Source organism: Amycolatopsis kentuckyensis, from assembly GCF_041679295.1.
Lineage (GTDB): Bacteria > Actinomycetota > Actinomycetes > Mycobacteriales > Pseudonocardiaceae > Amycolatopsis > Amycolatopsis kentuckyensis_A.
Genome location: NZ_JBGDMD010000002.1, coordinates 868,731 through 892,810, shown reverse-complemented (window position 1 = coordinate 892,810; position 24,080 = coordinate 868,731). Strand labels below are relative to the sequence as shown.

General features: G+C 71.4%; 25 protein-coding genes. 10 read left to right on the top strand and 15 right to left on the bottom strand.

Annotated features, from left to right (window positions below; all coding sequences use genetic code 11):
- Positions 1-356: 356 nt before the first annotated feature.
- Positions 357-908 carry an AAA family ATPase gene (locus ACERZO_RS10415; protein WP_372664325.1) on the bottom strand — a complete coding sequence of 184 codons (552 nt, stop codon included), beginning with the start codon at positions 906-908 and terminating at the stop codon, positions 357-359.
- A 283-nt stretch (positions 909-1,191) separates the two neighbouring features.
- Between ACERZO_RS10415 and ACERZO_RS10410 the strand changes: the two genes are divergently transcribed.
- Entirely contained in the window at positions 1,192-1,614 is a 423-nt protein-coding gene (locus tag ACERZO_RS10410) for a hypothetical protein (RefSeq protein WP_372664324.1), read from the top strand.
- Here ACERZO_RS10410 and ACERZO_RS10405 read toward each other — a convergent pair.
- Together ACERZO_RS10405 and ACERZO_RS10400 are read right to left on the bottom strand one after the other, a co-directional pair.
- Positions 1,592-3,601 carry a serine/threonine-protein kinase gene (locus ACERZO_RS10405; RefSeq protein ID WP_372664323.1) on the bottom strand — a complete coding sequence of 670 codons (2,010 nt, stop codon included), beginning with the start codon at positions 3,599-3,601 and terminating at the stop codon, positions 1,592-1,594. The genes ACERZO_RS10410 and ACERZO_RS10405 overlap by 23 nt on opposite strands.
- Positions 3,598-4,389 (bottom strand): hypothetical protein, encoded by a 792-nt coding sequence (locus ACERZO_RS10400; protein WP_372664322.1) that lies wholly within the window; start codon positions 4,387-4,389, stop codon positions 3,598-3,600. The genes ACERZO_RS10405 and ACERZO_RS10400 overlap by 4 nt, the downstream gene beginning before the upstream one ends.
- A 74-nt stretch (positions 4,390-4,463) precedes the next feature.
- On the opposite strand from ACERZO_RS10400, the gene ACERZO_RS10395 reads away from it, so the two are divergent.
- The 5 genes from ACERZO_RS10395 (at position 4,464) to ACERZO_RS10375 (ending at position 10,454) form a co-directional block, all read left to right on the top strand.
- The gene (locus ACERZO_RS10395) at positions 4,464-5,351 is read left to right on the top strand and encodes a hypothetical protein (protein ID WP_372664321.1); all 888 of its coding nucleotides are present in this window, start codon (positions 4,464-4,466) and stop codon (positions 5,349-5,351) included.
- 77 nt (positions 5,352-5,428) lie between these two features.
- On the top strand, positions 5,429-6,211 hold the full coding sequence (locus ACERZO_RS10390; protein WP_372664320.1) for an ArsR/SmtB family transcription factor: 783 nt from the start codon (positions 5,429-5,431) through the stop codon (positions 6,209-6,211).
- Between the two features lie 204 nt (positions 6,212-6,415).
- On the top strand, positions 6,416-7,573 hold the full coding sequence (locus ACERZO_RS10385; RefSeq protein ID WP_372664609.1) for an EfeM/EfeO family lipoprotein: 1,158 nt from the start codon (positions 6,416-6,418) through the stop codon (positions 7,571-7,573).
- Between the two features lie 71 nt (positions 7,574-7,644).
- Entirely contained in the window at positions 7,645-8,796 is a 1,152-nt protein-coding gene (locus ACERZO_RS10380; protein WP_372664608.1) for a Dyp-type peroxidase, read from the top strand.
- Positions 8,797-8,831: 35 nt separating this feature from the next.
- Positions 8,832-10,454 (top strand): phospholipase C, encoded by a 1,623-nt coding sequence (locus ACERZO_RS10375; RefSeq protein WP_372664319.1) that lies wholly within the window; start codon positions 8,832-8,834, stop codon positions 10,452-10,454.
- A 50-nt stretch (positions 10,455-10,504) separates the two neighbouring features.
- Here ACERZO_RS10375 and ACERZO_RS10370 read toward each other — a convergent pair whose 3' ends face one another.
- From ACERZO_RS10370 to ACERZO_RS10345, 6 genes are all read right to left on the bottom strand, one after another.
- On the bottom strand, positions 10,505-11,257 hold the full coding sequence (locus ACERZO_RS10370) for a dienelactone hydrolase family protein (protein WP_372664318.1): 753 nt from the start codon (positions 11,255-11,257) through the stop codon (positions 10,505-10,507).
- A 179-nt stretch (positions 11,258-11,436) separates the two neighbouring features.
- Positions 11,437-11,853: an ATP-binding protein gene (locus tag ACERZO_RS10365; RefSeq protein ID WP_372664317.1), complete on the bottom strand. Its 417-nt coding sequence runs from the start codon at positions 11,851-11,853 to the stop codon at positions 11,437-11,439.
- 20 nt (positions 11,854-11,873) lie between these two features.
- Positions 11,874-12,233, bottom strand: a complete 360-nt coding sequence (locus ACERZO_RS10360; RefSeq protein WP_372664316.1) for an STAS domain-containing protein — start codon at positions 12,231-12,233, stop codon at positions 11,874-11,876.
- Positions 12,234-12,280: 47 nt separating this feature from the next.
- Positions 12,281-12,721: a response regulator gene (locus tag ACERZO_RS10355; RefSeq protein WP_372664315.1), complete on the bottom strand. Its 441-nt coding sequence runs from the start codon at positions 12,719-12,721 to the stop codon at positions 12,281-12,283.
- Entirely contained in the window at positions 12,718-14,241 is a 1,524-nt protein-coding gene (locus tag ACERZO_RS10350) for a sensor histidine kinase (RefSeq protein WP_372664314.1), read from the bottom strand. The genes ACERZO_RS10355 and ACERZO_RS10350 overlap by 4 nt, the downstream gene beginning before the upstream one ends.
- Entirely contained in the window at positions 14,241-15,434 is a 1,194-nt protein-coding gene (locus tag ACERZO_RS10345) for a PP2C family protein-serine/threonine phosphatase (protein ID WP_372664313.1), read from the bottom strand. The genes ACERZO_RS10350 and ACERZO_RS10345 overlap by 1 nt, the downstream gene beginning before the upstream one ends.
- Positions 15,435-15,631: 197 nt before the next feature.
- Between ACERZO_RS10345 and ACERZO_RS10340 the strand changes: the two genes are divergently transcribed.
- Positions 15,632-16,135 (top strand): hypothetical protein, encoded by a 504-nt coding sequence (locus ACERZO_RS10340; protein ID WP_372664312.1) that lies wholly within the window; start codon positions 15,632-15,634, stop codon positions 16,133-16,135.
- On the opposite strand, the gene ACERZO_RS10335 is transcribed toward ACERZO_RS10340, so the two are convergent.
- From ACERZO_RS10335 to ACERZO_RS10320, 4 genes are all read right to left on the bottom strand, one after another.
- Positions 16,122-17,291: an RNA polymerase sigma factor gene (locus ACERZO_RS10335; RefSeq protein ID WP_372664311.1), complete on the bottom strand. Its 1,170-nt coding sequence runs from the start codon at positions 17,289-17,291 to the stop codon at positions 16,122-16,124. The genes ACERZO_RS10340 and ACERZO_RS10335 overlap by 14 nt on opposite strands.
- A gap of 50 nt (positions 17,292-17,341) precedes the next feature.
- Positions 17,342-17,680 (bottom strand): YciI family protein, encoded by a 339-nt coding sequence (locus ACERZO_RS10330; protein WP_372664310.1) that lies wholly within the window; start codon positions 17,678-17,680, stop codon positions 17,342-17,344.
- Between the two features lie 37 nt (positions 17,681-17,717).
- A complete protein-coding gene (locus ACERZO_RS10325) occupies positions 17,718-18,770 on the bottom strand; it encodes a DUF6801 domain-containing protein (protein ID WP_372664309.1) in 1,053 nt (350 codons plus the stop codon).
- Positions 18,771-18,856: 86 nt separating this feature from the next.
- Entirely contained in the window at positions 18,857-20,101 is a 1,245-nt protein-coding gene (locus tag ACERZO_RS10320) for a DUF6801 domain-containing protein (RefSeq protein ID WP_372664308.1), read from the bottom strand.
- 318 nt (positions 20,102-20,419) lie between these two features.
- Here ACERZO_RS10320 and ACERZO_RS10315 point away from each other — a divergent pair, with 318 nt between their 5' ends.
- Both ACERZO_RS10315 and ACERZO_RS10310 read left to right on the top strand, forming a co-directional pair.
- Positions 20,420-20,983, top strand: coding sequence for a hypothetical protein (locus ACERZO_RS10315; protein WP_372664307.1), 564 nt, complete (start codon positions 20,420-20,422; stop codon positions 20,981-20,983).
- The gene (locus ACERZO_RS10310; RefSeq protein ID WP_372664306.1) at positions 20,980-22,167 is read left to right on the top strand and encodes a lipase family protein; all 1,188 of its coding nucleotides are present in this window, start codon (positions 20,980-20,982) and stop codon (positions 22,165-22,167) included. The genes ACERZO_RS10315 and ACERZO_RS10310 overlap by 4 nt, the downstream gene beginning before the upstream one ends.
- On the opposite strand, the gene ACERZO_RS10305 is transcribed toward ACERZO_RS10310, so the two are convergent.
- Positions 22,168-22,755: a hypothetical protein gene (locus ACERZO_RS10305; RefSeq protein WP_372664305.1), complete on the bottom strand. Its 588-nt coding sequence runs from the start codon at positions 22,753-22,755 to the stop codon at positions 22,168-22,170.
- Between the two features lie 40 nt (positions 22,756-22,795).
- On the opposite strand from ACERZO_RS10305, the gene ACERZO_RS10300 reads away from it, so the two are divergent.
- Positions 22,796-23,323: a GtrA family protein gene (locus tag ACERZO_RS10300; protein ID WP_372664304.1), complete on the top strand. Its 528-nt coding sequence runs from the start codon at positions 22,796-22,798 to the stop codon at positions 23,321-23,323.
- Here ACERZO_RS10300 and ACERZO_RS10295 read toward each other — a convergent pair.
- The gene (locus tag ACERZO_RS10295) at positions 23,213-23,908 is read right to left on the bottom strand and encodes a GNAT family N-acetyltransferase (protein ID WP_372664303.1); all 696 of its coding nucleotides are present in this window, start codon (positions 23,906-23,908) and stop codon (positions 23,213-23,215) included. The two genes, ACERZO_RS10300 and ACERZO_RS10295, sit on opposite strands and share 111 nt — an antisense overlap.
- Positions 23,909-24,080 lie beyond the last annotated feature (172 nt).

Genomic DNA, 24,080 nt, shown 5'->3' with positions numbered 1-24,080 from the left:
GACTGGGTATATTGTCTAGACCAATATGTAAAATGTCCAGACCAACCGAGGGCGGGTTCCGCCGCGGCCGCGACGACGACACCCGGCGGTTTCGCCACCCCGGCCCCGCCGCCGCCCCGCCACCTCCTCCACCGCCCAGCCTCAGCGTCCGGCGATGTCCGCACCGCGCCACCCGGCCCCGCCGCAGCTCCGGCCGCGACAACCACCAACCCGCGGCCGCCCCCGGGCGGTCTTCCGCAGCTTGTCGTGAGTGGCAATTCGGGTTAGAACCCCAGTTGCCACTCACGACACCCCGACCGGCCGAGCAGTCGATCCGGTGCCACCAACTCCACCGGCACGTGGCCATCACAGCCGCGTCAGCAGCCCACCAGGGACTTGGCCACCACCCGCGTCCGGCCCGCGCGGGCCCGGTCGATCACCTGCACGCTGCTCCACCCCGCCGGCACCCGCTCCGCCAGCAACCCCTCCCGCCAGCGCCCCACCCGCCGCACGTGGCGGGCGAACGACCTCGGCCGCACCACTCTCCCGCGGCTGCGCTGCCCGGCCAACGCCTCCGATGCCGTCACGTCCAGGAACAGCAACCGCACCGGGCGGCCGCTCAGCACCCCCACCAGGGCCAGCAGCGCCCGGGTCGAAGCGCGCGTCGACGGCTCGTGGACCACGATCGGACCCCTCGCCAACGCCCGGCGGACCACCCGCGCCCGGTGCCACGCGTGGACCACCGGCCGGTAGCAGCGGTACGGCACCGACGGCACCGCCGCCGCCAGGCGGGTCCGGACCTGGTCGGAATCCAGCACCACCAGGCCGGGCGCGGCGTGGTTGAGCATCGTCGTCTTGCCCGCGCCGGGGAGGCCCGCCACGACCAGCATGTCGCGGGGCCCGAGTTCGATGACCGTGGGCTCGCTCATGCCCCGTCAACGCCCCGGCGAAGGTAATGGTTCCTTTACCTTTAACTCACGGAACGTGACCGAACCCGGCGCAGACCCGACCGTACGGCCGACGCCACCCGGAGAGACGCGCCGATGTCACCTCGCGTGCCCGAAGTCACCCACTCGCCTGAAAACCCATGCGTGGCAAGGCATCCGACGGCCGGGAACCGCTTCGGGTGAAGATCGTCCCGCCCCCTTCCCGGCGTCCGGATTTTCCCTATCTTCTGAAGGGGACGCTCGGCCTAGAACAGGGGAACTCGTTATGACCCAGTCGCTGGAACTCCCGGTCCAGGAATTCTGTCTCGATTGGACGCTCACGGGCGACGAAGGTGGGCGCGTCGGGGTCACGCTCTCCGGGCAGGTCTCCCTGCTCGACAACAACCGGTTCTACAAGATCGACGGCGTCGTCTACGTCACCGAGGGTGACGCCGACATCCGCGCGGTCGGCAACCCGTGCCTGTCCGTGCGCCGCAACGGCGTCGAGAAGTCCGGGCGCCAGTGGGGCTGGGAGATGTGCTCGGCCCGCAAGCGGCTCGGCGCGCTGAACACGATGGAGGGCTACTTCGTCCGCACCGGCTACTGGGCGCCGGCCGACCGCGCGATCCAGCTGAGCCTCTGCGCCGAAACCGGGTGGAGCCGGCGGAAGAGCTACAGCCCGCACGTCACCGTCCGGATGGTCGACTGACCACTGTGGACGCCCGGCGCCGCGCCGCCGCGACCACGAGCCCCGCCGCGACCGCACCCGCGACGGCGCACCCGGCCCCGAACCCGGGCGCCGGTTCGTGCACCCGCAACACGCAGACGCACAGCCATGCGACGGCGCCGAACAGCAGGCCCAGCACCGGCCCGCCGACGGCCGCGCCGCGCCAGCGGTGGCCGTTGCGGATGGTCCGCAGCCCCGATTCGAGGTAGGCGAGCGCGAACAGCGCCAGGATGAGGCTGCCCGCGCCCATCGCGCTGGCCAGCGGGTGCTGGCTGGTGAGCAGGGTGAAGGTCTGGGTGACGGGTCCGGTTTGGACGGTCGCGGTGACCGCCCCGCCGACCACCCACCGCGCGAGCGCCGGCAGGGTGAGCTCGGCGGTGAAGCCGTTGCCGGCCGGCTTGGCGAGCGTTTCGGCCGAGCCGAGCGGAATCCCGGCGGCGGACAGGCTGATGGCGACCCGGCCGGGATTCCCGGCCCCGGCGAGGACGAGCGGCTTGCTGAGGTCCACTTCGACCGGAGCGGTGACCTTGGTGTTGCCGAGGAGAAGGGTGGGCGACGCCTCGTGCGACAGCCGCTCGGGATTGAGCAGCGCGAGAATGACCAGCACGACGGCGGCCGCGGCGGCGGCGAGCCGCAGCCAGAGAACGGCGGCCCGCGAGCGGCTGGAGGAGTCGGAATCCGGGGCAAGCGTGCCGCCGCCCGCGCCGCCGAAGCCGGACGTGGAGCCCGGGCCGCCAACGGAGCCGGGGCCGCCCGCCGGGCTCGCGCCGCCAGGACTCGAGGGGCCTTGGCCGCCCGCCACGCCCAGGCCGCCCGCCGAACCGGCACCCGGGCCACCGGCAAAGCCGGCCGCCGAGCCGGATCCGGGGCCGCCGGCATAGCCGGCCTCCGCACCGCCTGCCCGGTCCCCGCCGGCGAAGCCCGGTCCGAAGCCGCCCGCAGCGCCGGCGCCGGCCGCCGAGCCCGGCGCCGTGTCCAACCCGCCGCTCGTCGCGACCAGTGTCGCGTTCGGACCCGTCGGGCGCCGGACCGGTCGCGTCCGCTCGTCCCCCTGCGGCGCCGTCGGCGAGTTCAACCCCGCGATCACCCGGGGCGTCAGGTGCAGCACCGGCACCCCGGACCGCTCCAGCCACCCCGGCCCGTAAACCGCCGTCGCCGCTCCCGCCAAATCCGCCGCGAACGACTCCGCCTCCCGGTACCGCGCGTCCAGCTCGCGAGCCAACGCGCGCATGATCACGCCGGCGATCGGCATCGGTACGCCCGAAATCGGCTTCGGGTCGGTGAACATGTGCTGGCGCATCATGCTGATCGCGCCGCGCGTGTTGTCGAACGGCAGCTCCTTCGCCAGCAGCTCGTACAGCACCGTGCCCGCCGCGTACACGTCGGCCGCCGGGCTCAGCGCATTGCCCATCGCCTGCTCCGGGGCGATATACGCCGGCGTGCCGAGGATCTCGCCACCGTGCGTGACGAGCGTCGCGCCCTCGCTGATCACCCGGGCGATGCCGAAGTCGGCCACCTTCACCACGCCCTGCAGGTTGAACAGCAGGTTGCGCGGCTTGACGTCCAGGTGCAGCACGCCCGCCCGGTGCGCCGCGTGCAGCCCGGCGAGCATCGCGAGGCCGATCGCGCACGCTTGTTCACCGCTCACGCCGTCGCCGTGGAACCGGCTGTGCACCGTGCCGCCGTCGAGGCGTTCCATCACGAGCAGGTGCTCGCGACCGGTGCGGACGTAGTCGTACACCGGCACGATGTGCGGGTGGTCCAGGCTGGCCAGCACGCGCGCCTCGCGGTCGAACAGCTCGCTGCTCGCCGCGTGGTTGAGCACGTCCCACGGCAGCTGCTTGATCGCGACGTTCCGCCCGAGCGTCCGGTGCGTCCCGGCGAACACGACCCCCATGCCGCCTTCGCCGATCTCCGCCCCGATGTCGTACTGCGGCAGGGCGGCGACCAGCTCGGCCGGTGCGCTCATCGGGTGAATTCCTGCGTCGGCGGGACCGCCAGCCGGACCGTGGTGTCACTGCCGGTGACGACCGGCGGCGGCGCGGGGTGCGGCGTCAGGTAGCCGAGCAGGAACGCGATCGCCGCGGCGCCGAGCACCACCGGGATCTCGACCGCAGGCTCCGGCGGGACCAGCCGCAGCACCGACAGCGTGATCACCGCGACCAGGCCGGTGCCGAACCCGGCGGGCAGGAACCGCAGGCCACGGCGCCAGCGGTTGGGCGCCAGCCGGTGCCGGGCCAGCGCGAGCAGCGCGGTCAGCCACGCCAGGACGGTCAGCACGAGCATCGCCAGGCCGAAGACGCCGTAGACCGACCAGAACGAGCCCTGGACGTCGGCGACGGTGGTCGCTTCGCCGAGCGTCGCGCGCTGGGCGTCGAGCAGCTCGACCGACGACGGCAGCAGCCCCGTCGCCTGTCCGGCGAGATCGCCGAGGTCGAGCACGAACGTCCGGGTGATCGAGCCCCGCGCCGGCACTTCGAAGGGCGCCGTCGTGTCGTAGGCGAAGAACGTCAGCGCGAGCGCGACGCCGGAAAGCCGCACGCTGCGGACCTTCACCGGCGCAGTGCCCGAGTTGGTGGCCACGACCTGCAGCTCGATCTGCTGGGCCGGGTCGATCGGGACAGTGGCGTCCGCGACCGGCCGCCCGTCGATCGACGCCTGCACGTCGAGCGAGCCGGAGTCCGCCGAAGCGGCCGGCGCGCCGAGCAGCACGGCGCACAAACCCAACGCAACCCCCGCCGCGATGACACGTCCCATTGGGCATCCCCTACTTGCGTTATCCGACTGGTCCGGAATGCTACAGCGAGCACACACCGGGGAGGGACGTCCCAATGCGATTCGTGGTTCGGCTGTTTTTCGGCGCCGTGGCCGGAACGATACTTCTGCTGGCCACCGCGACCAGCGCCAACGCACAATACACGTCTTCGGTTGGTTTGAAACCGTCGAGCGGAAAGGCCGGGAGTTCCTTCACCATTTCCTGGAATTTCTACCCGTGCGGCACGGCGATCACCTTTTCCTGGAACGGCACGCCGATGTGGGCGGCGAACGCGACGCTGCAGCAGACCAGCGGCACGGTCGCGGCCACGGTGCCCGCCGGCGCGCAGCCCGGCACCTACCCGGTGACCGGCACGTGCACCAACGCCCGGACCAAGCAGCCGCTCACCGCGAGCAGCCGATTCACCGTCACCGGCACGCCGACCACCACCCCGCCGCCGCCGACCACGACGACTCCACCACCGCCGGTGACCACGCCCCCGACCCGGCCCGGCACCACCACGACCCCACCAAGCACGACCACCACCCCGCCGACCACCACGACCACGCCACCGACGTCGACCACCCCCACGACGCCCGGCACCCCGACCACCACGAGCACCGAGCCGAAGCCGGGTGAACTGGTGCTCGACCGCCCGAGCGTCCAGCCCGGCGACAAGCTGTCGGCGTCCGGGAAGGGCTGCAATCCGGCGCGGCGAGTCACCCTGACCGCCGACGGCACCGAGGTCGGCTCCGCCTTCACCGACAGCACCGGCGCCTTCACCGCGCCCGTCCAGTTCACGCGGATCGAGGCCGGGCGCCACACGGTCGTCGCCGAGTGCGGGGTGCGGCTGACCGGCTCGGTCGACCAGGTCGTGACCCGCTCGTCCGGTGGGCAGACCGGCACGCTCGTCGTCCTGGTGTTCTTCGTGCTCGCGAGCATCACGGTGATCCGCTTCCGGTGACCCCCGGTTGACATGCAGCCGTTTGGCTGCCTATCGTGCATAGGCAGCCAACCGGCTGCATGTCAGGAGAGGGCGCGATGGACGAGGTGTTCAAGGCGCTGGCCGACCCCAGCCGCCGCCGGCTGCTGGACGTGCTCAACGAGCGCAACGGCCTGACCCTGCGCGAACTGTGCGCGGGGCTGGACATGGCCCGCCAGTCGGTGAGCAAGCACCTGGCCGTGCTCGAAGGGGCCGGGCTGGTCACGACGACCTGGCGCGGCCGCGAAAAGCTGCACCACCTCGACGCCGCGCCGATCAACGCGATCACCGAGCGCTGGCTGACCCGCTTCGACCGGCAGCGGGCCGGCGCGCTCGCCGATCTGAAACGAGCCCTGGAGTCCGAACCGATGAACGAATTCGCGTACACCACCTACATCAGCACCACCCCGGAAAAGCTCTGGCAAGCGCTTACCGAACCCGCCTTCACGCGCCAGTACTGGGGTGTCGCCTTCGAAACCGACTGGAAAAAGGGTTCGCCGATGGTTTGGGCGGAAGGCGGCGCGAAAACGAGCCACCCGGACCAGGTCGTCGTCGAATCCGACCCGTTCCACCGCCTTTCCTACACTTGGCACACGTTCACCGAGGAATGGGCGAAGGGCAATGGAATCGACGGTGAAACGCTTGCGAAACTGCAGAGCGAAGGCCGGTCGAAGGTCACGTTCACCCTGGAACCGCAGGGAGAAACGGTGAAGCTGACCGTGCTGCACGACGGTTTCGAGCCCGGCAGCACGGTCATGGCGATGTGCAGCCAGGGCTGGCCCGCACTGCTGTCCAGCCTGAAGACGCTGCTGGAGACCGGTTCCCCGCTGCCGGCAGCGTGACCAACCGGACCAACCCGCCCAACCCGACAGATCTGGCACACGAATTAGTCTGATTCCTCCCCCTTTCGTGGGCGCCGGGCTGAAGTCCCGGTGAATTCCCTCCTCTCGACGGCATCCGATGCGGTTTTCCGGGCGCTAGGGTCGCATAATCCGTGACCGGTGATGGTCCGATCGAGTGACGGGAGAGTGTGCGTGCCGGGGTCAGTGCGTACCCGCTGGATCGTGGTGGCCGTGGTCGTGGCCGCCGCGGCGGGAGCCGTCGTCGCTTTCTGGCCGGACAGCGCCGCGGCCGGCGATCCCGAGATCGCGGTGTCGCGCTCGGCGTGCGGCACCGGCTGGGCGGACCCGAAGCCCGGGCCGCAGACGTTCCGCCTGCACAACACGGGATCGGTGACCGCCGAGGTCGACCTGATCGACCCGGCGACCGGCGTGATCTACGGCGAGGTCGAGGGCCTCGGCCCGGCGACCACCCGGCCGCTGCAGGTCAACCTCGGCAACGGCAGCTACGCGTTCCGCTGCCTGCCCGAGGACGCGGGCGCGATCGTCGGGCCGGCCGTGCAGGTCAGCGGGGGCGCCGAGCGGACCGGCCCGGGCGTCGCGCCCGTGACGCACAACGACCTGCTCGGACCGCTGAAGGCCTATCAGCAGCACGTCACCACGGGCCTCGGCGAGCTGGTCGCGAACACGGGCGCGCTGAAGGACGCCGTCCACGGCGGCGACCGCGCGGCGAGCGAGGCCGCGTGGCTGGCGGCCCACCTGACGTACGAGCGGCTGGGCGCGGCGTACGACGCGTTCGGCGACTCCGACGGCGCGCTCAACGGCACCGCCGACGGTCTCCCGGACGGCACGGCCGACGCGGGGTTCACCGGCTTCCACCGCCTGGAACAGGGGCTTTGGCACGGCGAGGACCTGGGCGCGCTGGGCGCGGTGGCCGACAAGCTGGACGCCGACGCCCACGCGCTGCAGGCGTCCTTCGGCGACAGCCAGGTCGACGGCAACGACCTCGGCCTGCGCGCGCACGAGATCATGGAGAACACGCTGCAGTTCGAACTGACGGGCCGCACGGACTACGGCAGCGGCACCAACCTGGCCACGGCCCGCGCCAACCTCGACGGCACGCGCGCGGTGCTGGACGTGCTCCGCCCGCTGCTCGCGCCCCGGTACCCGGATCTGTCCAAGGTGGACAGCTGGTTGACGCGCACGCAGTCCCTTTTGGACTCCGCCCACCGGCCGGACGGGAGCTGGACGCCGCTCGCGCAGTTGCCGCAGCGGGAAAGGCAGAAGCTGAACGCCGACGTGAGCGAGCTGACCGAGCTGCTGGCCCCGATCGCGGCGATCGCCGAGCCGAGGAGGGTTTCGTGAGCGACCAGTCTCGCTGCCCCGTACCCCATCCCACCGGGCTGCCGCGCCGCTCCTTCCTGCGCCGCGCGGCCATGGGCGCCGGCCTGACCGTTGCCGCCGGTGCCGGGCTCGGGGCCTCCTCCTCCGTCACCGACAGCACCGCGCCCGTGCCCTTCCACGGGCCGCACCAGGCCGCCATCCTGCGGAAGCCGCCCACCCAGACCGTCGTCGCGTCGTTCGACGTCGTCGCCGAGTCGAAAGCCGAGCTCACCGACCTCTTCCGCGCCGTCACCGACCGGGCGCGGTTCCTCACCGGTGGTGGTGCGCCCGCCGCGCTCGGCATCTCCGCGCCGCCCGCCGACTCCGGCGTCCTCGGGCCCGTCATCCCGGGCGGTGACCTTGGTGTCGTCCTCGGGGTCGGCGCCTCGCTCTTCGACGACCGCTACGGTCTCGCGAAGCTCAAGCCCGCCAAGCTGAAGCCGATGACGACGTTCCCGGACGACGCCCTCGACCCCGCCCAGTGCCACGGCGACCTCAGCCTCACGCTGTCGGCGAACTCCACCGACACCGTCCTGCACGCGCTGCGCGACATCGCCCGCGCGACTCGCGGGGCCATGCAACCGCGGTGGAAGATCAACGGCTTCAGCTCGCCGCCGCGGCCGGCCGGGACGCCGCGGAACCTGATGGGCTTCAAGGACGGCACCGCCAACCCGGAAGAAGCCGACTTCGACCGTCTCGTGTGGACACCCGGCGATCCCGCGTGGAACGCCGGCGGCAGCTACCAGGTGGTCCGGCTGATCCGGATGCTGGTCGAGTTCTGGGACCGGGTCTCGCTGGCCGAGCAGGAGAACATGTTCGGCCGCCGCCGCGACACCGGCGCGCCGCTCGACGGTACCGAGGAAACCGACGTCCCTCGCTACGCCGACGACCCGATCGGCACCGTCATCCCGTTGACCAGCCACATCCGCAAGGCCAACCCGCGCACGCCGGAGACCGACGCCAGCCGGATCCTGCGCCGCGCGGTGAACTACGACCGCGGTCTCGACAGCAACGGCAACCTCGACATGGGCCTGGTCTTCGTCTGCTACCAGCAGGACCTGGAGCGCCAGTTCGAGGCGGTCCAGACGCGGCTGGCCGGCGAACCCCTGACCGACTACATCTCCCCGTTCGGCGGCGGCTACTTCTTCGCGCTGCCGGGCGTCACCGGGCCGGACGACCACTTCGGCCGCGCATTGCTCGCCTGAACCGGCGAACCCACCACGAAAGGAAACCATCCACTGTGGACAAGAGAACCCGCCGGCGACGGCGCGGCCTGCTCGGCGCCGGGGCCCTCGCCTCGGTGGCCGCGCTGGCCGTCGTCACCGGCTCCGCGTCGAGCGCCGCGGACGCCCAGCCGCTGAACCTCTTCCCCGCGCACGGGATCCCGACGGCGACGCCGATCAAGCACGTCGTGGTCATCTTCGGCGAGAACATCTCGTTCGACCACTACTTCGGCACCTACCCGAAGGCGGCCAACACCGACGGCACCCCGTTCACCGCCGCGCGCAACACCCCGAAGGTCAACGGCCTCGACAAGAAGCTGCTGACGGACAACCCGAACGCGTACAACCCGAAGCGGCTGACGCCCCAGCAGGCGCTGACCTGCGACCAGAACCACAACTACGGCGCCGAGCAGGCCGCCTTCAACGGCGGCAAGATGGACAAGTTCGTCGAGAAGACCGAGACGGACAAGTGCACCGGCCAGCCGGTGCTGTTCGGCGAGCCTGGCCTGGTCATGGACTACTTCGACGGCAACACCGTCACGGGCATGTGGAACTACGCCCAGCACTACGCGATGAGCGACAACTCCTTCAACACGGTGTTCGGCCCGTCGACGCCGGGGGCGCTCAACCTGATTTCGGGGCAGACGCACGGCGCCCAGGCGGTCGACCCGGTGACGCACCAGCCGGTCAGCGACGCCTACGCGGTCGTGTCCCCGGACGCGAACGGCGTCGGCACGGTGATCAACGACCCGGACCCGGCCTGGGACGACTGCTCGGACAAGAACCACACGAGCAAGGACAACCTGGCCACCATGCAGGGCCGCAACATCGGTGACCTGCTCAACCAGCGCCACGTGACGTGGGGCTGGTTCCAGGGCGGCTTCCGCCCGACCGGCGAAGCCAACGGGTACGCGGTCTGCGGCCAGACCCACACCAACGTCGGTGGCAACGCGGTCGTCGACTACAGCCCGCACCACGAGCCGTTCCAGTACTACCCGTCGACGGCGAACCCGAAGCACCTCGCGCCGTCGTCGGTGCGGGCGATCGGCCAGACCGACCGCGCGAACCACCAGTACGACATCTCGGACTTCAACGACTCGCTGGGCGCCGGCTCGATGCCCGCGGTGAGCTTCCTGAAGGCCCCGGAGTACCAGGACGGCCACGCCGGCTACTCGGACCCGCTGGACGAGCAGCAGTTCGTCGTCAACGAGATCAACAAGATCCAGCAGTCGCCGGAGTGGAAGTCGACGGCGATCGTGCTGGCCTACGACGACTCCGACGGCTGGTACGACCACGCCTCCTCGCCGATCGTCAACGGCTCGCACGACGCCGCGCAGGACCAGGCGGTCTGCACGGCCAAGCCGACGAAGGTGGGCGGCTACGCCGACCGCTGCGGCTACGGCCCCCGGCTGCCGCTGCTGGTGGTTTCGCCGTACAGCAAGGTGAACCACGTCGACCACACGCAGACGGACCAGACCTCGGTGCTGAAGTTCATCGAGGACAACTGGTTCACCGGCCGTGTCGGCGACTCGTCTTTCGACTCCCGCGCGGGCTCGCTGAACGGCCTGTTCGACTTCTGGTGGCCCGAAGCGAAGAAGGTCACGCTCGACCCGAAGACCGGGGCGGTCGTGCACAGTTAGCCCACAGTGGAGGACGGGCCCGTGGCGGCTGTCGCCACGGGCCCGTTCCGTCAGGTCAGGTGCCGCGCGAGGAAGCCCTCGTCGACCCCGGTCCAGCGGATCGTGCGGTGGTCACCCGGGTTGGCGTGCAACGTCTTTTCGGCGGTCGCGAAGGCGTCGAAGAGCTCGAAGCACGACTGGCGGTCGACGTGCTCGTCGTCCCACGGCAGCAGGAACTGGACCGGCACGGTGATCCGCCGCGCGGCCGCGAGCAGCTCGTCGTACACGAAGAACCCGCCGCCGAAGATCGCCGCGGAGATCCGCGGATCGGCCGCGGTCAGCGGGATCCCGATCGCGGTGCCCAGCGAGATCCCGCCGCCGTAGCCGATCGGTGCGTCACGGCCGATTTCGGGCACCTGCTGCAGGGCGTCCAGCGTGGCCTGCCATTCCGGGACGGCCCGCTCGGCCAGGGAAAGCGCGTAGGCGATGCTGACCGACCGGAAGCGTTCGCGGTCACCCGTCGCGTGCGCCTCCCGGAAATCGGCGCGGACCTGCTCGTCTTCGGCCGTGCGCGGGCGCTCGCCGTGCCCGGGCGCGTCGATGGCGACGACGGAGAAACCCTGCCTGGTGACGGCTTCGCGGGCGCGGGCCGCCTGAGCCGGCGTCTTCTTGTGCAGGCCGCCGCCGTGCCCCATCAGGACCAGGGGCGCGGCCGCCGGGCCGGCCGCGGGTGACCACAGGACACCGGGGACGTCGCCGACGGTGAAGCCGCGCTCGACCACCCCGTCCGACGAGGTTTCGGACGTGAAACACAACGAATCCATGGGGAGTGCCTTTCGGGAGTTTCGAGGCGCTCCCCTGGCCTATCGCCCGACCATGACGGCGAGGGGGAGCACCCACGTGCGCTGAACGTTCACGGGTCTCACCTCCTCGGGTGGGTCACGGTCGACGGCACGCTACCAGCCGGCCACCGGGGCACCCAACCGGTTTTCGGTGCCGCCGCTCAGGGCCGGACCGGCGCCAGGTCCCACGCCAGGGTCACCACGGTCCCCGACTCGCCGGACGCGATGTCCGCGCGGTCGGCGCTCGCCCGCAGCAGCAGCAATCCCCGCCCCCGCAGGGAAACCGGGCGCGGGTCGACCACCGGGGTGCGCCACCGGCCGTGGTCGCCGATGACCACCTCGATCCGGTCCGGGTGCACCGCCGCGTCGATGTCGACCACGCCGGGGCCTGCGCCGTCGTAGGCGTGGTCGGCGACGTTCGCCAGCGCCTCGTAGCTCGCCAGCACGATGTCCTGCGCGCGGGCTTCGTCGACGCCCGCCGCGAGGACCCACGCCATCAGTTCGTGCCGCACCCGGCGCAGGGCTTCGGGTGCCGCCTCCACACCGTGGCAGCGGAACGGTCCCGGGGGTTCGTCCATCGGTCGCCTTTCCGGGCCCGTCACTGGCTCAGCGCTTCGTCGACCGTCGCGTGGATGCCGATCCACGTGTCGAGGCCGGTCGTCTTCAGCGGTCCCGACGTCACCACCGAGTCGCTCACCACCCGCAGCGCGCGCTCGGGCAGCCTGCGGTGCGCCGCCGCGAGCACCTGCAGGCCCGCGGAGCTGAAGAACGTCACCGCACGCAGGTCGACCACCAGCGTCCGCGGCTCGTCCGCCAGCACGGTGTCGACGACTTCCTCGAACTCCGGCGCGCTCAGCAGGTCGATCTCCCCCGCCACGCGCAGCACCGCGGCCGTGTCCCGCCAGTCGAGCGTGACCGCCAGCTCGACGGCGGGAAGATCCCGGGATGATGAGGTCACGGCGCTTTATGGTGCCCCAATCGCCGCCGCCGCGCCAACGACGGCCCTCAGCGGTGCGGCAGCTTGACCACCGTGACCCAGAAGTCGTCGATCTTCCGGACCACCTCGACGAACTTCTCGAAGTCGACCGGCTTGGTGACGTAGGCGTTGGCGTGCAGGTCGTAGCTGCGGACGATGTCCTCCTCCGCTTCGGACGTCGTCAGCACGACCACCGGGATGGTGCGCAGCTCCGGGTCCTGCTTGATCTCGCCGAGCAGCTCGCGGCCGTCCTTGCGGGGCAGGTTGAGGTCGAGCAGGATCAGCCCCGGCCGCGGCGCCCCGGCGAACCGGCCCCTCCGGTTCAGGAACTCGAGGGCCTCGACGCCGTCGCTCGCGACGTGCAGCGCGTTGCGGATCTTGTGGTGCTCGAAGGCTTCCCGGGTCATCAGCACGTCACCCGGGTCGTCCTCGACGAGCAGGATGTCGATCGGGAAGTGCGCCCCCGTCATGCGTCCTCACCGTCCTCGGTCGCCGCCGGCAGCGTGAAGCGGAAGGTGGTGTTCTCGGCTTCGGTGTCGAGCCAGATCCGGCCGCCGTGGTGCTCGACGATCCGGCGGCACAGGGCCAGGCCGATCCCGGTGCCCGGGTAGGCGCTGCGGGTGTGCAGCCGCTGGAACAGCGCGAAGACCCGTTCGGCGTACTCCGCGTCGATGCCGATCCCGTTGTCCGACACGGTGAACACCCAATCGTCGCTGTCGCGGTCCGCGGCGACCCGCACCTCGGGCGGGGTCTCGCCCTTGAACTTCAGCGCGTTGCCGATCAGGTTCTGGAACACCGCCGTCATCAGCGCCGGCTCGACGCGCACCTCGGGCAGCTCGCCGCGGTCGACCTTGCCGCCGCTGAGCGAGAGCGCGACCTCCAGGTTCGCCAGCGCGTCGTCGACCAGCCGGCCCGCGTCGACCACGACGTGCTCGGCCGGCTTGCGGCCGACCCGGGAGAACGCCAGGAGGTCGTTGATCAGGACCTGCATGCGTTTCGCGCCGTCGACGGCGTACTCGATGTACTGCTCGCCGCGCTCGTCGAGCAGGCCTTCGTAGCGCCGCTGGAGCAGCTGGCAGAAGCTCGCCACCTTCCGCAGCGGTTCCTGCAGGTCGTGCGAAGCGACGTAGGCGAACTGCTCCAGGTCGGCGTTCGACCGCTCCAGCTCGTGCGTGCGGCGGTCCAGCAGCGTGTGGGCCCGCTCGAGCTCGGCGACCTCGTCGAGGATGCGCTGACGCATGGCTTCGACGTCGGCGCCGAGCTGGGCGATCTCGCGCGGTCCGCTCCCGTGCACCGGGTGGCGGATGTCCCGGTCCGCGGTCTGGCGGACCTCACCCGCCAGCCGCAGGATCGGCCGGGTGATGACCCGGCGCAGGCCGAGGAAGAGCACCGCGCAGAGCAGCACGACCAGCACGCCGATGGCGACGAGCATGGCGGTCAGGAAGGTTGCCGCGCCGTCGAGGTCGGCCCGGCCGGTGTCGCGCACGGCGGTGAGGTGGTCGAACTGGGTGTCCAGGGCCTGGCGCACGCCGTCGAACAGGGCCCGGCCGCGCTCGATCTGCGCCGGGGTCATCGGGCCCGCGCCGGGTTCGACGGCGGGGGCGGCCACGGCCTGCCAGGCGGTGGCCGCCCGCACGACGGCCTCCAGGTCGTCGCCGGCCTGGGTGCCGGGGACGGCGCCGAGCTGGCGCAGCTGGCTGACCGCGTCGCCCTCCGCCTGTCGGCCCTGGGTGTAGGGCGCGAGGAAGTCCGGCTGCCGGCCCAGCTGGTAGCCCCGGATGCCGGTCTCCTGGTTCAGCAGCGCCGTCGACAGCTGCGTCGCGGCCAGCCGCTGCGGCCCGATGACGTCGAGGAGGCTGTTGCGGGCCTCGGTCAGGTTGTTCAGCGCGATCACGCCGCCGGCCACCGCGGCGAGCAGCAGGACGGCTTCGACGACGGCGAACAGGCTCAGCCAGCGGCGGATCGTCCAGCCGCGCGCTTCAGTGCTCATCAACCGGTTCCTGTCGGGTCGTGGCTGAGCAGGGCGAGGGCGACGTCGTCGTCGAGCGGGCCGGAGTTGAGCCGTTCGGCGCGGGCGATCAGCTCGTCGAGCAGTTCGGTGCCGGCCAGTCCGGTCTCGTGCTGGATCTCCAGGACGATGGCGGCCATCCGTTCGTGGCCGAGCCGCTCGGCCCCGGCGCCGACGCGGCCCTCGAACACGCCGTCGGTGTAGAGCAGCAGGGACCAGCCCGGTTCGAGCGGCACCTCGAGGGCCTCCCACTTCGTGCCTTCGACGACGCCGAGCGGGACGCCGAGGCGTTCGCCGGACAGGAGGTGCCCGTCGCCGGGGGTGAGCAGCAGCGGCGGCAGGTGCCCGGCCAGCGACAGGCGCAGGGACTTCCGGTCCGGCGCGACGACGACCATGCAGACGGTGGCGAACAGCGGCTCGATCCGCTCGTGCACCATGACCCGCTCGACCATGCTCAGCACGTCGGCCATCGGCAGGCCGGCCATCACCAGCGAGCGCCACGCGATCCGCAGCGCGACGCCGAGCGCGGCCTCGTCCGGGCCGTGGCCGCAGACGTCGCCGATCATCATGTGCACGGTGCCGTCGGCGAGCTCGATGGCGTCGTAGAAGTCGCCGCCCAGCAGGGAACCGTTGCGGCCCGGGCGGTAGCGGGAGGCGAGCTCGAGGTGCGGGTCGCGCAGCAGCGGGACGGGCAGCAGGCCGCGTTCCAGCCGCGCGTTCTCCCGCGCCAGCAGCTGCTGCTGCAGGAACTGCTGCTCGACCTGCTCGGCGCGCTTGCGTTCGCGGGCGAAGCGCAGGGCCTTCACCAGCAGCGGCCCGTCCACCTGGTCCTTGACGAGGTAGTCCTGGGCGCCGGCGGCGACCGCGGCGACGCCGGTGGCCTGGTCGTGCTGCCCGGTCAGGACGACGACCGCGACGAAGGGCGCGTGCTGGCCGAGCTTCGTCAGCCCGCTCAGGCCCATGGCGTCGGGCAGCTGCAGGTCGAGCACGACGCAGTCGGCGGTGAGCGGACCGGCCAGTGCGGCCGCGAGCGTTTCGACGCGTTCGAGGGAGAACGGCACGGACGTGTCCGCCAGCATTTCTTCGACGAGCAGCGCGTCGCCGTCGTCGTCCTCGATCAGCAGCACGCGCAAGCGGGTGCCGGAGTCCCACGATGAGTCGTGCGCGGCGGTCACCGGCTTCTCCCGTTCGGCTGCTCGCGAGCCCAGCACATCCAGACGATCACCCTAGCGGCCCCGGCGGCAGCCGCATACGGCCGCGAAACCGGTCCCACGGAGGTAGCGTTTTATAGCACTCCGGTGTGACACCGGGCCGGTAACGGTTCGGGTCGTGACCGTGCCGGAACCGGAAGATCCCGCACTACCCTGCGCGCATGTCCGAAACCCAGGGGGACGGCGAAGGGTTTTCGCCGGGTTCGAATCCGTACGGTCACTTCCCGGCGGCGCCGCCGTACGCCCACCAGCCCGCCCGGCCGGAGCCGGTCCGGCGCGCCGCGTTCGCCTGGTGGGGCGGGGTCGCGTGCTGGTTCCTCGGCTCGCTGCTCAGCCAGCTGCTGGACAGCACGAGGATGGCGCCGGGCCCGCTCCCGGTGGACATCGCGGTGCTCACGTTCCTGCTGCCGGGCGCGCTGTGGGCGCTGCTGGTGTACGGGATGTACCGCGGCGCCGGCTGGGCGCGCAAGGTGCTGGCGATCGCCGGCGTGCTGGGCATCTTCAACGTGGTGTTCCAGCTGCTCTGGCTGGCGACCGCGGACCCGATGCTCGGCGGCGATGTCGCGCACCTGGGGTTCTTCCTGGCCGCGCTGGGCCTGTCGATCACCGGTTTCGTCCTGATGTACCGGGACGGCACCGCGCCGTACTTCGTCAGGCGCCGCTGAGCCGAGCGGCGAGGAATTCCTGCTCGACGGCGTTTTCGCTCAACGCCAGCGCGGCGCGGTACGCGTCGGCCGCTTCGGCGTCGCGCCCGAGGCGGTGCAGGAGGTCGGCCTTGGCGGCGGGCAGGTAGCGGTAGCCGGCGAGCCGGCCGTCGGCCTCCAGGCGGGCGATCTCGTCGAGAGCGGCTTCGGGCCCGTGCACCATCGCGAGCGCGACCGCGCGGTTGAGCGCCACCACGGGCGAGGGCCACAGGCGCAGCAGCACGTCGTAGAGGGTGAGGATCTGCGGCCAGTCCGTCTCGCCGTAGCCGGGGGCCTGGGCGTGCAGGGCGGCGATCGCGGCCTGGACGCTGAACCGCCCGGGCGGGCCGGTCTTCAGCGCCTCGACGACGAGCCGGTCGGCCTCGGCGATCATCGCGGTGTCCCAGCGGGTGCGGTCCTGGTCTTCGAGCCGCAGCAGGCGCCCGGCGGCGTCGGTCCGGGTGGCCCGACGGGCCTGCTGGACGAGCAGGAGCGCGAGCAGCCCGGCGACCTCGGTGTCGGCGGGCAGCAGGGCGCGCAGCATCCGCGCCAGGTCCAGCGCGCGGCCGGTCAGCTCGTCACGCACCAGGTCGTCCCCGGACGGCGCGGTGTGGCCCGCCGCGTAGAGCAGGTGCAGCACGGTCAGCACGACGGATACGCGCGCGGGCAGCTCCTCGGCCGCGGGTACCGCGTACGGGATCCGCGCGGCGGCGATCTTCTTCTTGGCGCGGGTGAGCCGGGCGGCCATCGTCGGCTCGGGCACCAGGAAGGCGTGCGCGATGTCGGCCGTCGCGACGCCGCAGACGAGCCGCAGCGTCAACGCGATCTGGGCTTCCTGCGCGAGCGCGGGGTGGCAGCAGGTGAAGACGAGCCGGAGCCGGTCGTCGGGGATCGGCCCGGCGGGCTCGGGCGGCTCGGCGACGTCCGGTTCGACGAGCAGCGGCAGCTTGCGCCGCAGCACTTCCCGGTGCCGGACGCCGTTGAGCGCGGTCCGGCGCGCGACCGTGGTCAGCCAGGCGCCGGGCCGGTCCGGGACGCCGTCATCGGCCCAGCGCTTCAGGGCCTGGAGGTAGGCGTCCTGGACGGCCTCTTCGGCTTCGTCGAGGTCGCGGGTGACCCGCACCGTCGCGGCGAGCACGTAGGCCCACTCGCGACGGTGCGCTTCGGCGACGGCGTCGGCGACCGCGGTCAGTCCGCCACGACCTGGAAGTCGACGAGCGGCCGGACCTCGACGCCGCCGTCGACGACCGGCGTCAGCTTCGCGCAGGCGAGGGCGTGGTCGAGGTCGCGGGCCTCGAGCACGTACACGCCGGCGAGCACCTCCTTGGTCTCCACGAACGGCCCGTCGGTGACGAGGTCGCCGCGGATGGCGGTGGCGGTCTCGTTGGGCTGCAGGGCCAGCCCGGCGGTCACCTTGCCGCCCTTCGAGGCGATCAGCTCCGGCAGGCCGATGTGCCGGTCCATGATCTCCTTCGGCAGGTCTTCGGCGGGCACCCGCTCGTAGATCAGCACCGCGTACTGCGCCATGTCCGTTCCTCCTGGTCGTCGGTCCTTTCCTACTCCGTCACGCGGGGAACGGCGAAATCGACAATGTGAACGCGTTGCCTTCCCCCTGGACCAGAGAGCTGAGGTACGCGGTGAACGTGCCGCAGCCGGTCAGCGCCGGGATCGTGAACGTGCCCGTCACCGGGCCGCCCGTTGCCGGGGTGAAGCCGCCGCCGGACCGCAGGTCGACCGGGATCGACGCGCTCGCCCGGCAGCCCGCGTCCGCGACCGGCAGCCCGAACAACGTCACCTGCGGCAAGGACAGCGCCAGCTTCGCGTGCGCGACGAAGTCGTCACCCTTGATTTCCCCGGTTTGCGGGCCATCCGGGCCGAACAGCAGGTCGGCCGTCCCGGGGACGAACCCGAACACCTTGAACTCCGCCCGTGTCCGGTCGAACGCCGGGCTGAATCCCGTGAACGACCCGGTGAGCGGCGCGGTCGCTCCCAGCGTCTTCAGCGTCGTCGTCCCCGTGACGCGGTAGTCGCGGGACGCCGGGGCACCCAGGTCGAAGCTCAGCAGCACCGGGTCCTGCCCCGGGTCGAGCGTGCAGTCCGAGGTGAACGAGCCGAGCCCGGTGAACGAGCCGTCGGCCTTCTTCGGCGTGAGCCGGGCGCTGAAGCCGCCGATCGTCAACGTCGTCTTGCCCGCGTTCGGCAGCTGCACCGGCGGGACCGAACCGGACGCGTTGGTGGTGAACGGCCCCGACGCCGGCACCGCCGTCTTGGCCACCGTCAGCGGCAGGGCGAGCGGCAGCGTCAGCGGACCGTTGGCCAGCGTCACCCCTGCGGACGCCGTCCCCTCGATGCTCGCCGCGCCGACCAGGGCCAGGCCGCGGGTGGACTTGTCCGGCACGGTCACCGCCACCGCGAGACCGTCCGTCGTGAACGTGCCGCCGGGCGCGGCCGGCACCTCGAACGACGCCTTGACCTGAACGTCCAGCTTCTGCAGCCCGATCAACGGGAACGGGCAGGTGAAGCTCAGCTTCTTGTCGATCGGGGTCGACGCCGACGCGGGCGTGGCGACGGCGAGAGCGAGCACGCAGGCGGCGAGCAACGACCGGGCGATCCGCACGGGCGCTCCCCTTTCTCGAGTTTCTCGGCGCGTGGCACCGGCCCCCGCCGCGGCACTCGGCGCGCGGCGGGGGCCGGCAGTTCAGGTCACTTCTTGGCGAGCACGAGGTCCAGCGTGTTGCCGTCACTCTTGGCGAACGCGCTGATGATGTCGTTGAACGAGCCGCAGTTCTGCAGCGCGGACAGCGAGTAGGTGCCCGACAGCTTCCCACCCTTGAGCAGGTCGAAGTCGGCGCCGGTGGTCATCTCGCTCGTCGAAGAGCTGACCGTGCCGCACTTCGGGTCGGTGCTGATCGGGATGCCGAACAGGTTGACCGTGGTGAGGAACGTGTCGAACTTGATGTGCGCCTTGAAGCCGGTGCCCACGAGCTCACCGGTCTGCGGGCCGTTCTGCACGACCTTGACGTCCGAGCTGCCCTGGAGGAAGCCGAACAGCTTGAAGTCGGTGTGCGTCGGGTTCAGCTGCAGGTTGCCGGTGAACGTCTTGGCCGACAGGTTGACGTCGGCGTCGAACGAGCCCGTGATCGGCGCGGTGCTGCCGAGGGACTTCAGCGCCGTCTGGCCGGTGATGCCGAAGGAGTACTTGATGCCGCCGCCCGGCGGGGTCGTGGTGGGCGGGGTGGTCGTCGGCGGCGTGGTGGTCGGCGGGGTCGTCGTCGGCGGGGTCGTCGTCGGCGGGGTGGTGGTGGGCGGCGTCGTCGTGCCGCCACCGCCGGCGATGGTGATCGTGGCCAGGGTGTTGTTCTGGCCGGCGTCCTGCGTGCAGGGCGCGTCGATCGTGCCGTCCGGCGTGATGCCGGTGACCGAGCCGTCGGCCTTGCGCGGGGTGACCTTGAGGTTCAGGTCGCCGACGGTGATCTTCGCCTGGCCGGCCTGGGTGAACGTCAGCGACGGCGTCTTGCCCGACGCGTTGATGTTCAGCTCACCCGACGCCGGGATGTTCGTCTTCTCGAGCGTGATCGGGACGTTGACCGGCAGGTTGAGGCTCGGCGCGGCCACCGTCGCGGCGGCGGTCGCGGTGCCCTCGATCGTGGTGGCCCCGATCAGGCTCAGGCCGGCGACGGTGTCCGCGTTGATCGTGGACACCGCACGGATGTCGAACGCGCCGGTCGGCTGCCCGGTGTTCACCGTGGTCGGCAGGTCGGTGTTGATCACCACCTTCAGCGACTGGGACCCCACCAGCGGGAGCGTGCAGTGGTAGTTCAGCGTCAGCGAGATCGGGTCGGCGGCGCTGGCCTGCGCCCCGACGACCAGCGCGGTGGCGACGAGCCCCACCGCGCCCACGGCCGCGGCGGCCGCGACCGTCTTCTTCTTGCCTCTTGGGTGACTCACGATGGTCCTTCCGTGTATCAACAGTGATACGAAACGGCCCGCGCTATTCGAGAATCGCGACCGGAACGTAAGCTAACGAGCACGGATGGCGCCGATCAAGGGCTTTCGGTGAAAAGGCAACCCGGACCCCGCAAATTGTCACCCCGGCACGTCACCCGGCCCGGGTTCCTAGCAGGCCGGGGAAGGTTTCCCCAGCGCAGAGCCATCGCCGAAGCGCTGACGAGCGTGACAATCCCCGCTCACAAAATGTTGACGCACGTGCCAATCGGCCATTCCCGCCTTGCTCGTGCGCAACCGCGCCGCGTAGCTTCGAAACCCATGAAAAGAATGCACAGCGCGGTGCTCGCAATGGCGGCGGCCGCGCTTCTGTCGTGCTCCGCGTGCGGGTCGGACACCCCCGCCGACCCCGGCCGGCACGCCGATCCCGCGGCGCTCGCCTGGGTCGACAAGGTGTGCACCGGGGTGGCGGCGGGCTCGGCGAAGCTGTCGCAGCCGCCCGCCGTCGACGACGCCGACCCGGTGAAGACCCGGGACGCGATGGTCGACTTCCTGGGCCGTCTGGGTTCGGCCCTCGACGACATGGCGGGCGGCCTGCGCACCGCCGGCGTCCCGCCCGTCCCGGATGGACAGTCCGCTGTGGACAAGGCGACCGGCAACCTGACCGAGACGAAGACCAAGCTCGCCGAGACGAAGGCCAAGATGGAGCAGGCGAAGGTGACCGACCAGCCGAGCCTGCGCAAGGTCATCTCCGACGCCGACGCCACCATGGGCCAGCTCGCCGACCCGGAGGGCCCGATCAAGGACCTCAAGGCGAACCCCGAGCTGAACCTGGCCTTCAGCGAGTCCGCGACCTGCAAGCGCGTCTACGGGACGGGCTCGTGACCGCCCGCCGCGTGCTCGCCGTCTGCGTGGCGCTGCTGCTCGCCGCCGGGGTCGCGCCCACGGCGTCGGCGGCGGTCCCGGAACCCGGTCCGGCCGGCGACTCGTTCTACACGCCGCCGTCGCCGCTGCCCGCGGGCAAACCGGGCGACGTCCTCCGCTGGCGGCCGTCGAACGCCGGTCCGCGCAAGGCTTCCGTCGACGCGTGGCAGGTGATGTACCTGTCCACGAACGCGCTCGGGCAGCCCGACGCCGTCACCGGAACCGTGCTGGTGCCGAAGAACGCCGACCGCGCGACGGCGCCGATCGTCTCGTTCGACCCCGGTACGCACGGGCCGGCGTTCGGCTGCACGCCGTCGAAGATGATCGACATCGGCGCGTTCTACGAGCAGCCCGGCCTCGACGACCTCCTGGACGCGGGGTACGCCGTCACGGTCCCGGACTACGAGGGCTACCAGAGCGCGCCGAAGACCACGTACGTCGTGGGCCGTTCCGAAGGCCCGGCGGTGATCGACGGGGTCCGCGCGGCCCAGCGGCTCCCCGCGGCCGGGCTGTCCTCGACGGCGAAGGTCGTCTTCCGCGGCTACTCCCAGGGTGGCGGCGCCGCGGCGTGGGCCGGGGAGCTGCAGCCGGCGTACGCGCCGGAGCTGAACCTCGTCGGGATCGCGGCCGGCGGCGTGCCCGCCGACCTCGTCCAGGTGACGCTGCAGCTCGACGGCAAGTTCGGGTTCGGCGTGTTCGCCTACGCCCTGCTCGGCCTCGACCAGGCGTACCCCGAGCTGCAGCTGGACTCGTTCCTGAGCGACAACGGCCGCGCGAAGCTGGCCGAAATGAAGCAGAGCGCGTGCACGTTCGAGCTGCTCACGACGTACGCGAACCAGAAGATCGCGGACTACACGACCGGCCCGGGCTACATCAAGCCCGCGTGGGTCGCGCGGCTGAACGAGAACAAGCTCGGCGGCACCCCGCCGCGCGTCCCGGTGTTCCAGTACCACGCCACCGGCGACCAGCTGGTGCAGTTCGCGCAGGCCGACGCCTTGCACAAGGCGTACTGCGCGGCCGGGGTGGCGGTGACGTGGAAGACCTACGACACCGACCACATCACGCTGGTCTACACCGGCAACGCCGACGTGCTGGCGTTCGTCAAGGACCGGATCGCCGGGAAGCCGGCGACGCCGAACTGCTGATCAGCGGTTCGGCCTGCCGTGCGGGTGCTGCTGCCACGAGCTGATCACCGAGCTCACGTACTGCTGCCACTGGTCTTCGGCGGGCGGCGCCGTCGTCGAGGGGCGCGCGGGCTTGCGCCCCGCGGCGGCGGGCGGGTTGGTGGTCCGGACCGGCGAGTCGTGCACCTCCGCGGTGAGCGGCGGCGGCGCCGCCGAGGCGCTCATCGTCTCCACCGCGTCGCTCGAGGCCGGCGGCGCGGCGGGGACGGTCGCGCCCGGCGGCGGCGTGGCCGTCCCGCCGACCTGCTGCGGCTGGAAGAGCACGACGGCGGCCAGCCCGAGCGCGACGGCGGCACCGGCGGCGAGGACGTACGGCTTGGTGCGGCGCGACTCGGCGGGCGGCGCCTCGAGCGGGCGCTCGTCCTCGGGCTCCGGGGCCGCGAGCTCGGCGTCGAGGATGGCCAGCGGGTCGGGCTTGGGTTCCGGCTCGGGTTCCGCCGCGCTGAGCATCGCGTCGAGGTCACCGCGGATCATCAGCGGTTTCGTCTGCGAAAGGTTCACCAGCTCGGCGACCGAGGGGATGTCACCCTCACCGCCCGTGCGTGCCATCGAAAGACCTCCACCCTGTCGGCGTCACCCCGGAGGAACCATGCCGCGAGAGCTGCTCCGCTTCGCCGTCGTCGGCCTGGCCGCGTACGGGGTCACCCTACTGGGCGACTACAGCCTGAAGCTCACCGTGTTCCGCGAGAAACCGGTGACGGCGCTTTTCTGCGCGACGGTGGCCTCGACGGCGTTCGCGTACCTGCTGTCCCGCCGCTGGTCGTTCGCCGGCCGCGGCGGCCACCACCGCGTCCGCGAGGCGACGCTGTTCTTCGTGGTCAACGCGGGTGCGGTGGCGGTGAACCTGGTGCCGCCGCTGGTGTCGCGGTACGTGCTGCACCTGTCGGTCCCGCACGTGAGCTTCGTGGCGCAGGAGATCGCGGACTTCGTGGCGGGGATGGTGCTCGGGACGTTGTCCGGGACGGCGTTCCGCTGGTTCGGTTACCGCCGGTGGGTGTTCCCGACGTCAGCGCCACCAATGGGAGTCACCCAGGGTGGTGAACCCGAGCTTGTCGTAGAGCGGCTTCCCGGCCCGCGAGGCGGTCAGCGTGACGGGACGGTCGCCGAAGTGCCGTAGCACGGCGTGCATGAGGGCGCGCCCGACGCCTTTCGAGCGGTGTTCGGGCATCGTGGTGACCCAGTAGGCGCCGCCGACGCCGCCGTGGGCCATGGTGAAGCAGGCTCCTTCGGTTCCTTTGCGGAAGAAGGCTTGGGTGAGGAGTGCGCCCGGGAAGACCTTGCCGGGGTCCAGGGGCTGGTACTCCTCGAGCGGGAAGCCGCGGACGATGACGTCTTCGGCTTCGCGCAGTTCAGCGGGGGTTTCGACGCGGGTGACGGCGGGTTCGTCCGGGGTAGGGCCGGGCTCTCGCGCCATGACGGGCAGCAGACGGACTGCCATCCCGATCCCGGTCAGTCCGACCGTCCGGAAGGGATCCTCGACGACGACGGTCCGGCCGTTTCGCCGGTATTCGTCGGTTCGTGCGGTGATCTCGGCTTCGTCGGGGGTGTCGGTCCGCACCATGATCCGGACTCGGCGGCCCTCGACGACGGTGAAGGTGGGGTGTTCCCGGACGCGGTCACCGCGGACGGTCGCCAAGGTGGTCCACATGGCGACGGCGTTGTCGGAGGCCTGCTGAAGGCGCTCGGTGAGCAATCCGGTCATGTCGGGCAGCTTAGGGGTGGATTGGACCTTCCCGTAGAGCCAATCCGGGCGGTCGGGACCAGGCCACTTTGGCTTTGTCCACAGCTTCGGGCAAATGTGGACAGCTCGGGTCCTGGCCGAGCGGCGGGTGCAGCGCTTTGGCAGACGTCTTGAATGAGTCATTCAGGACCTC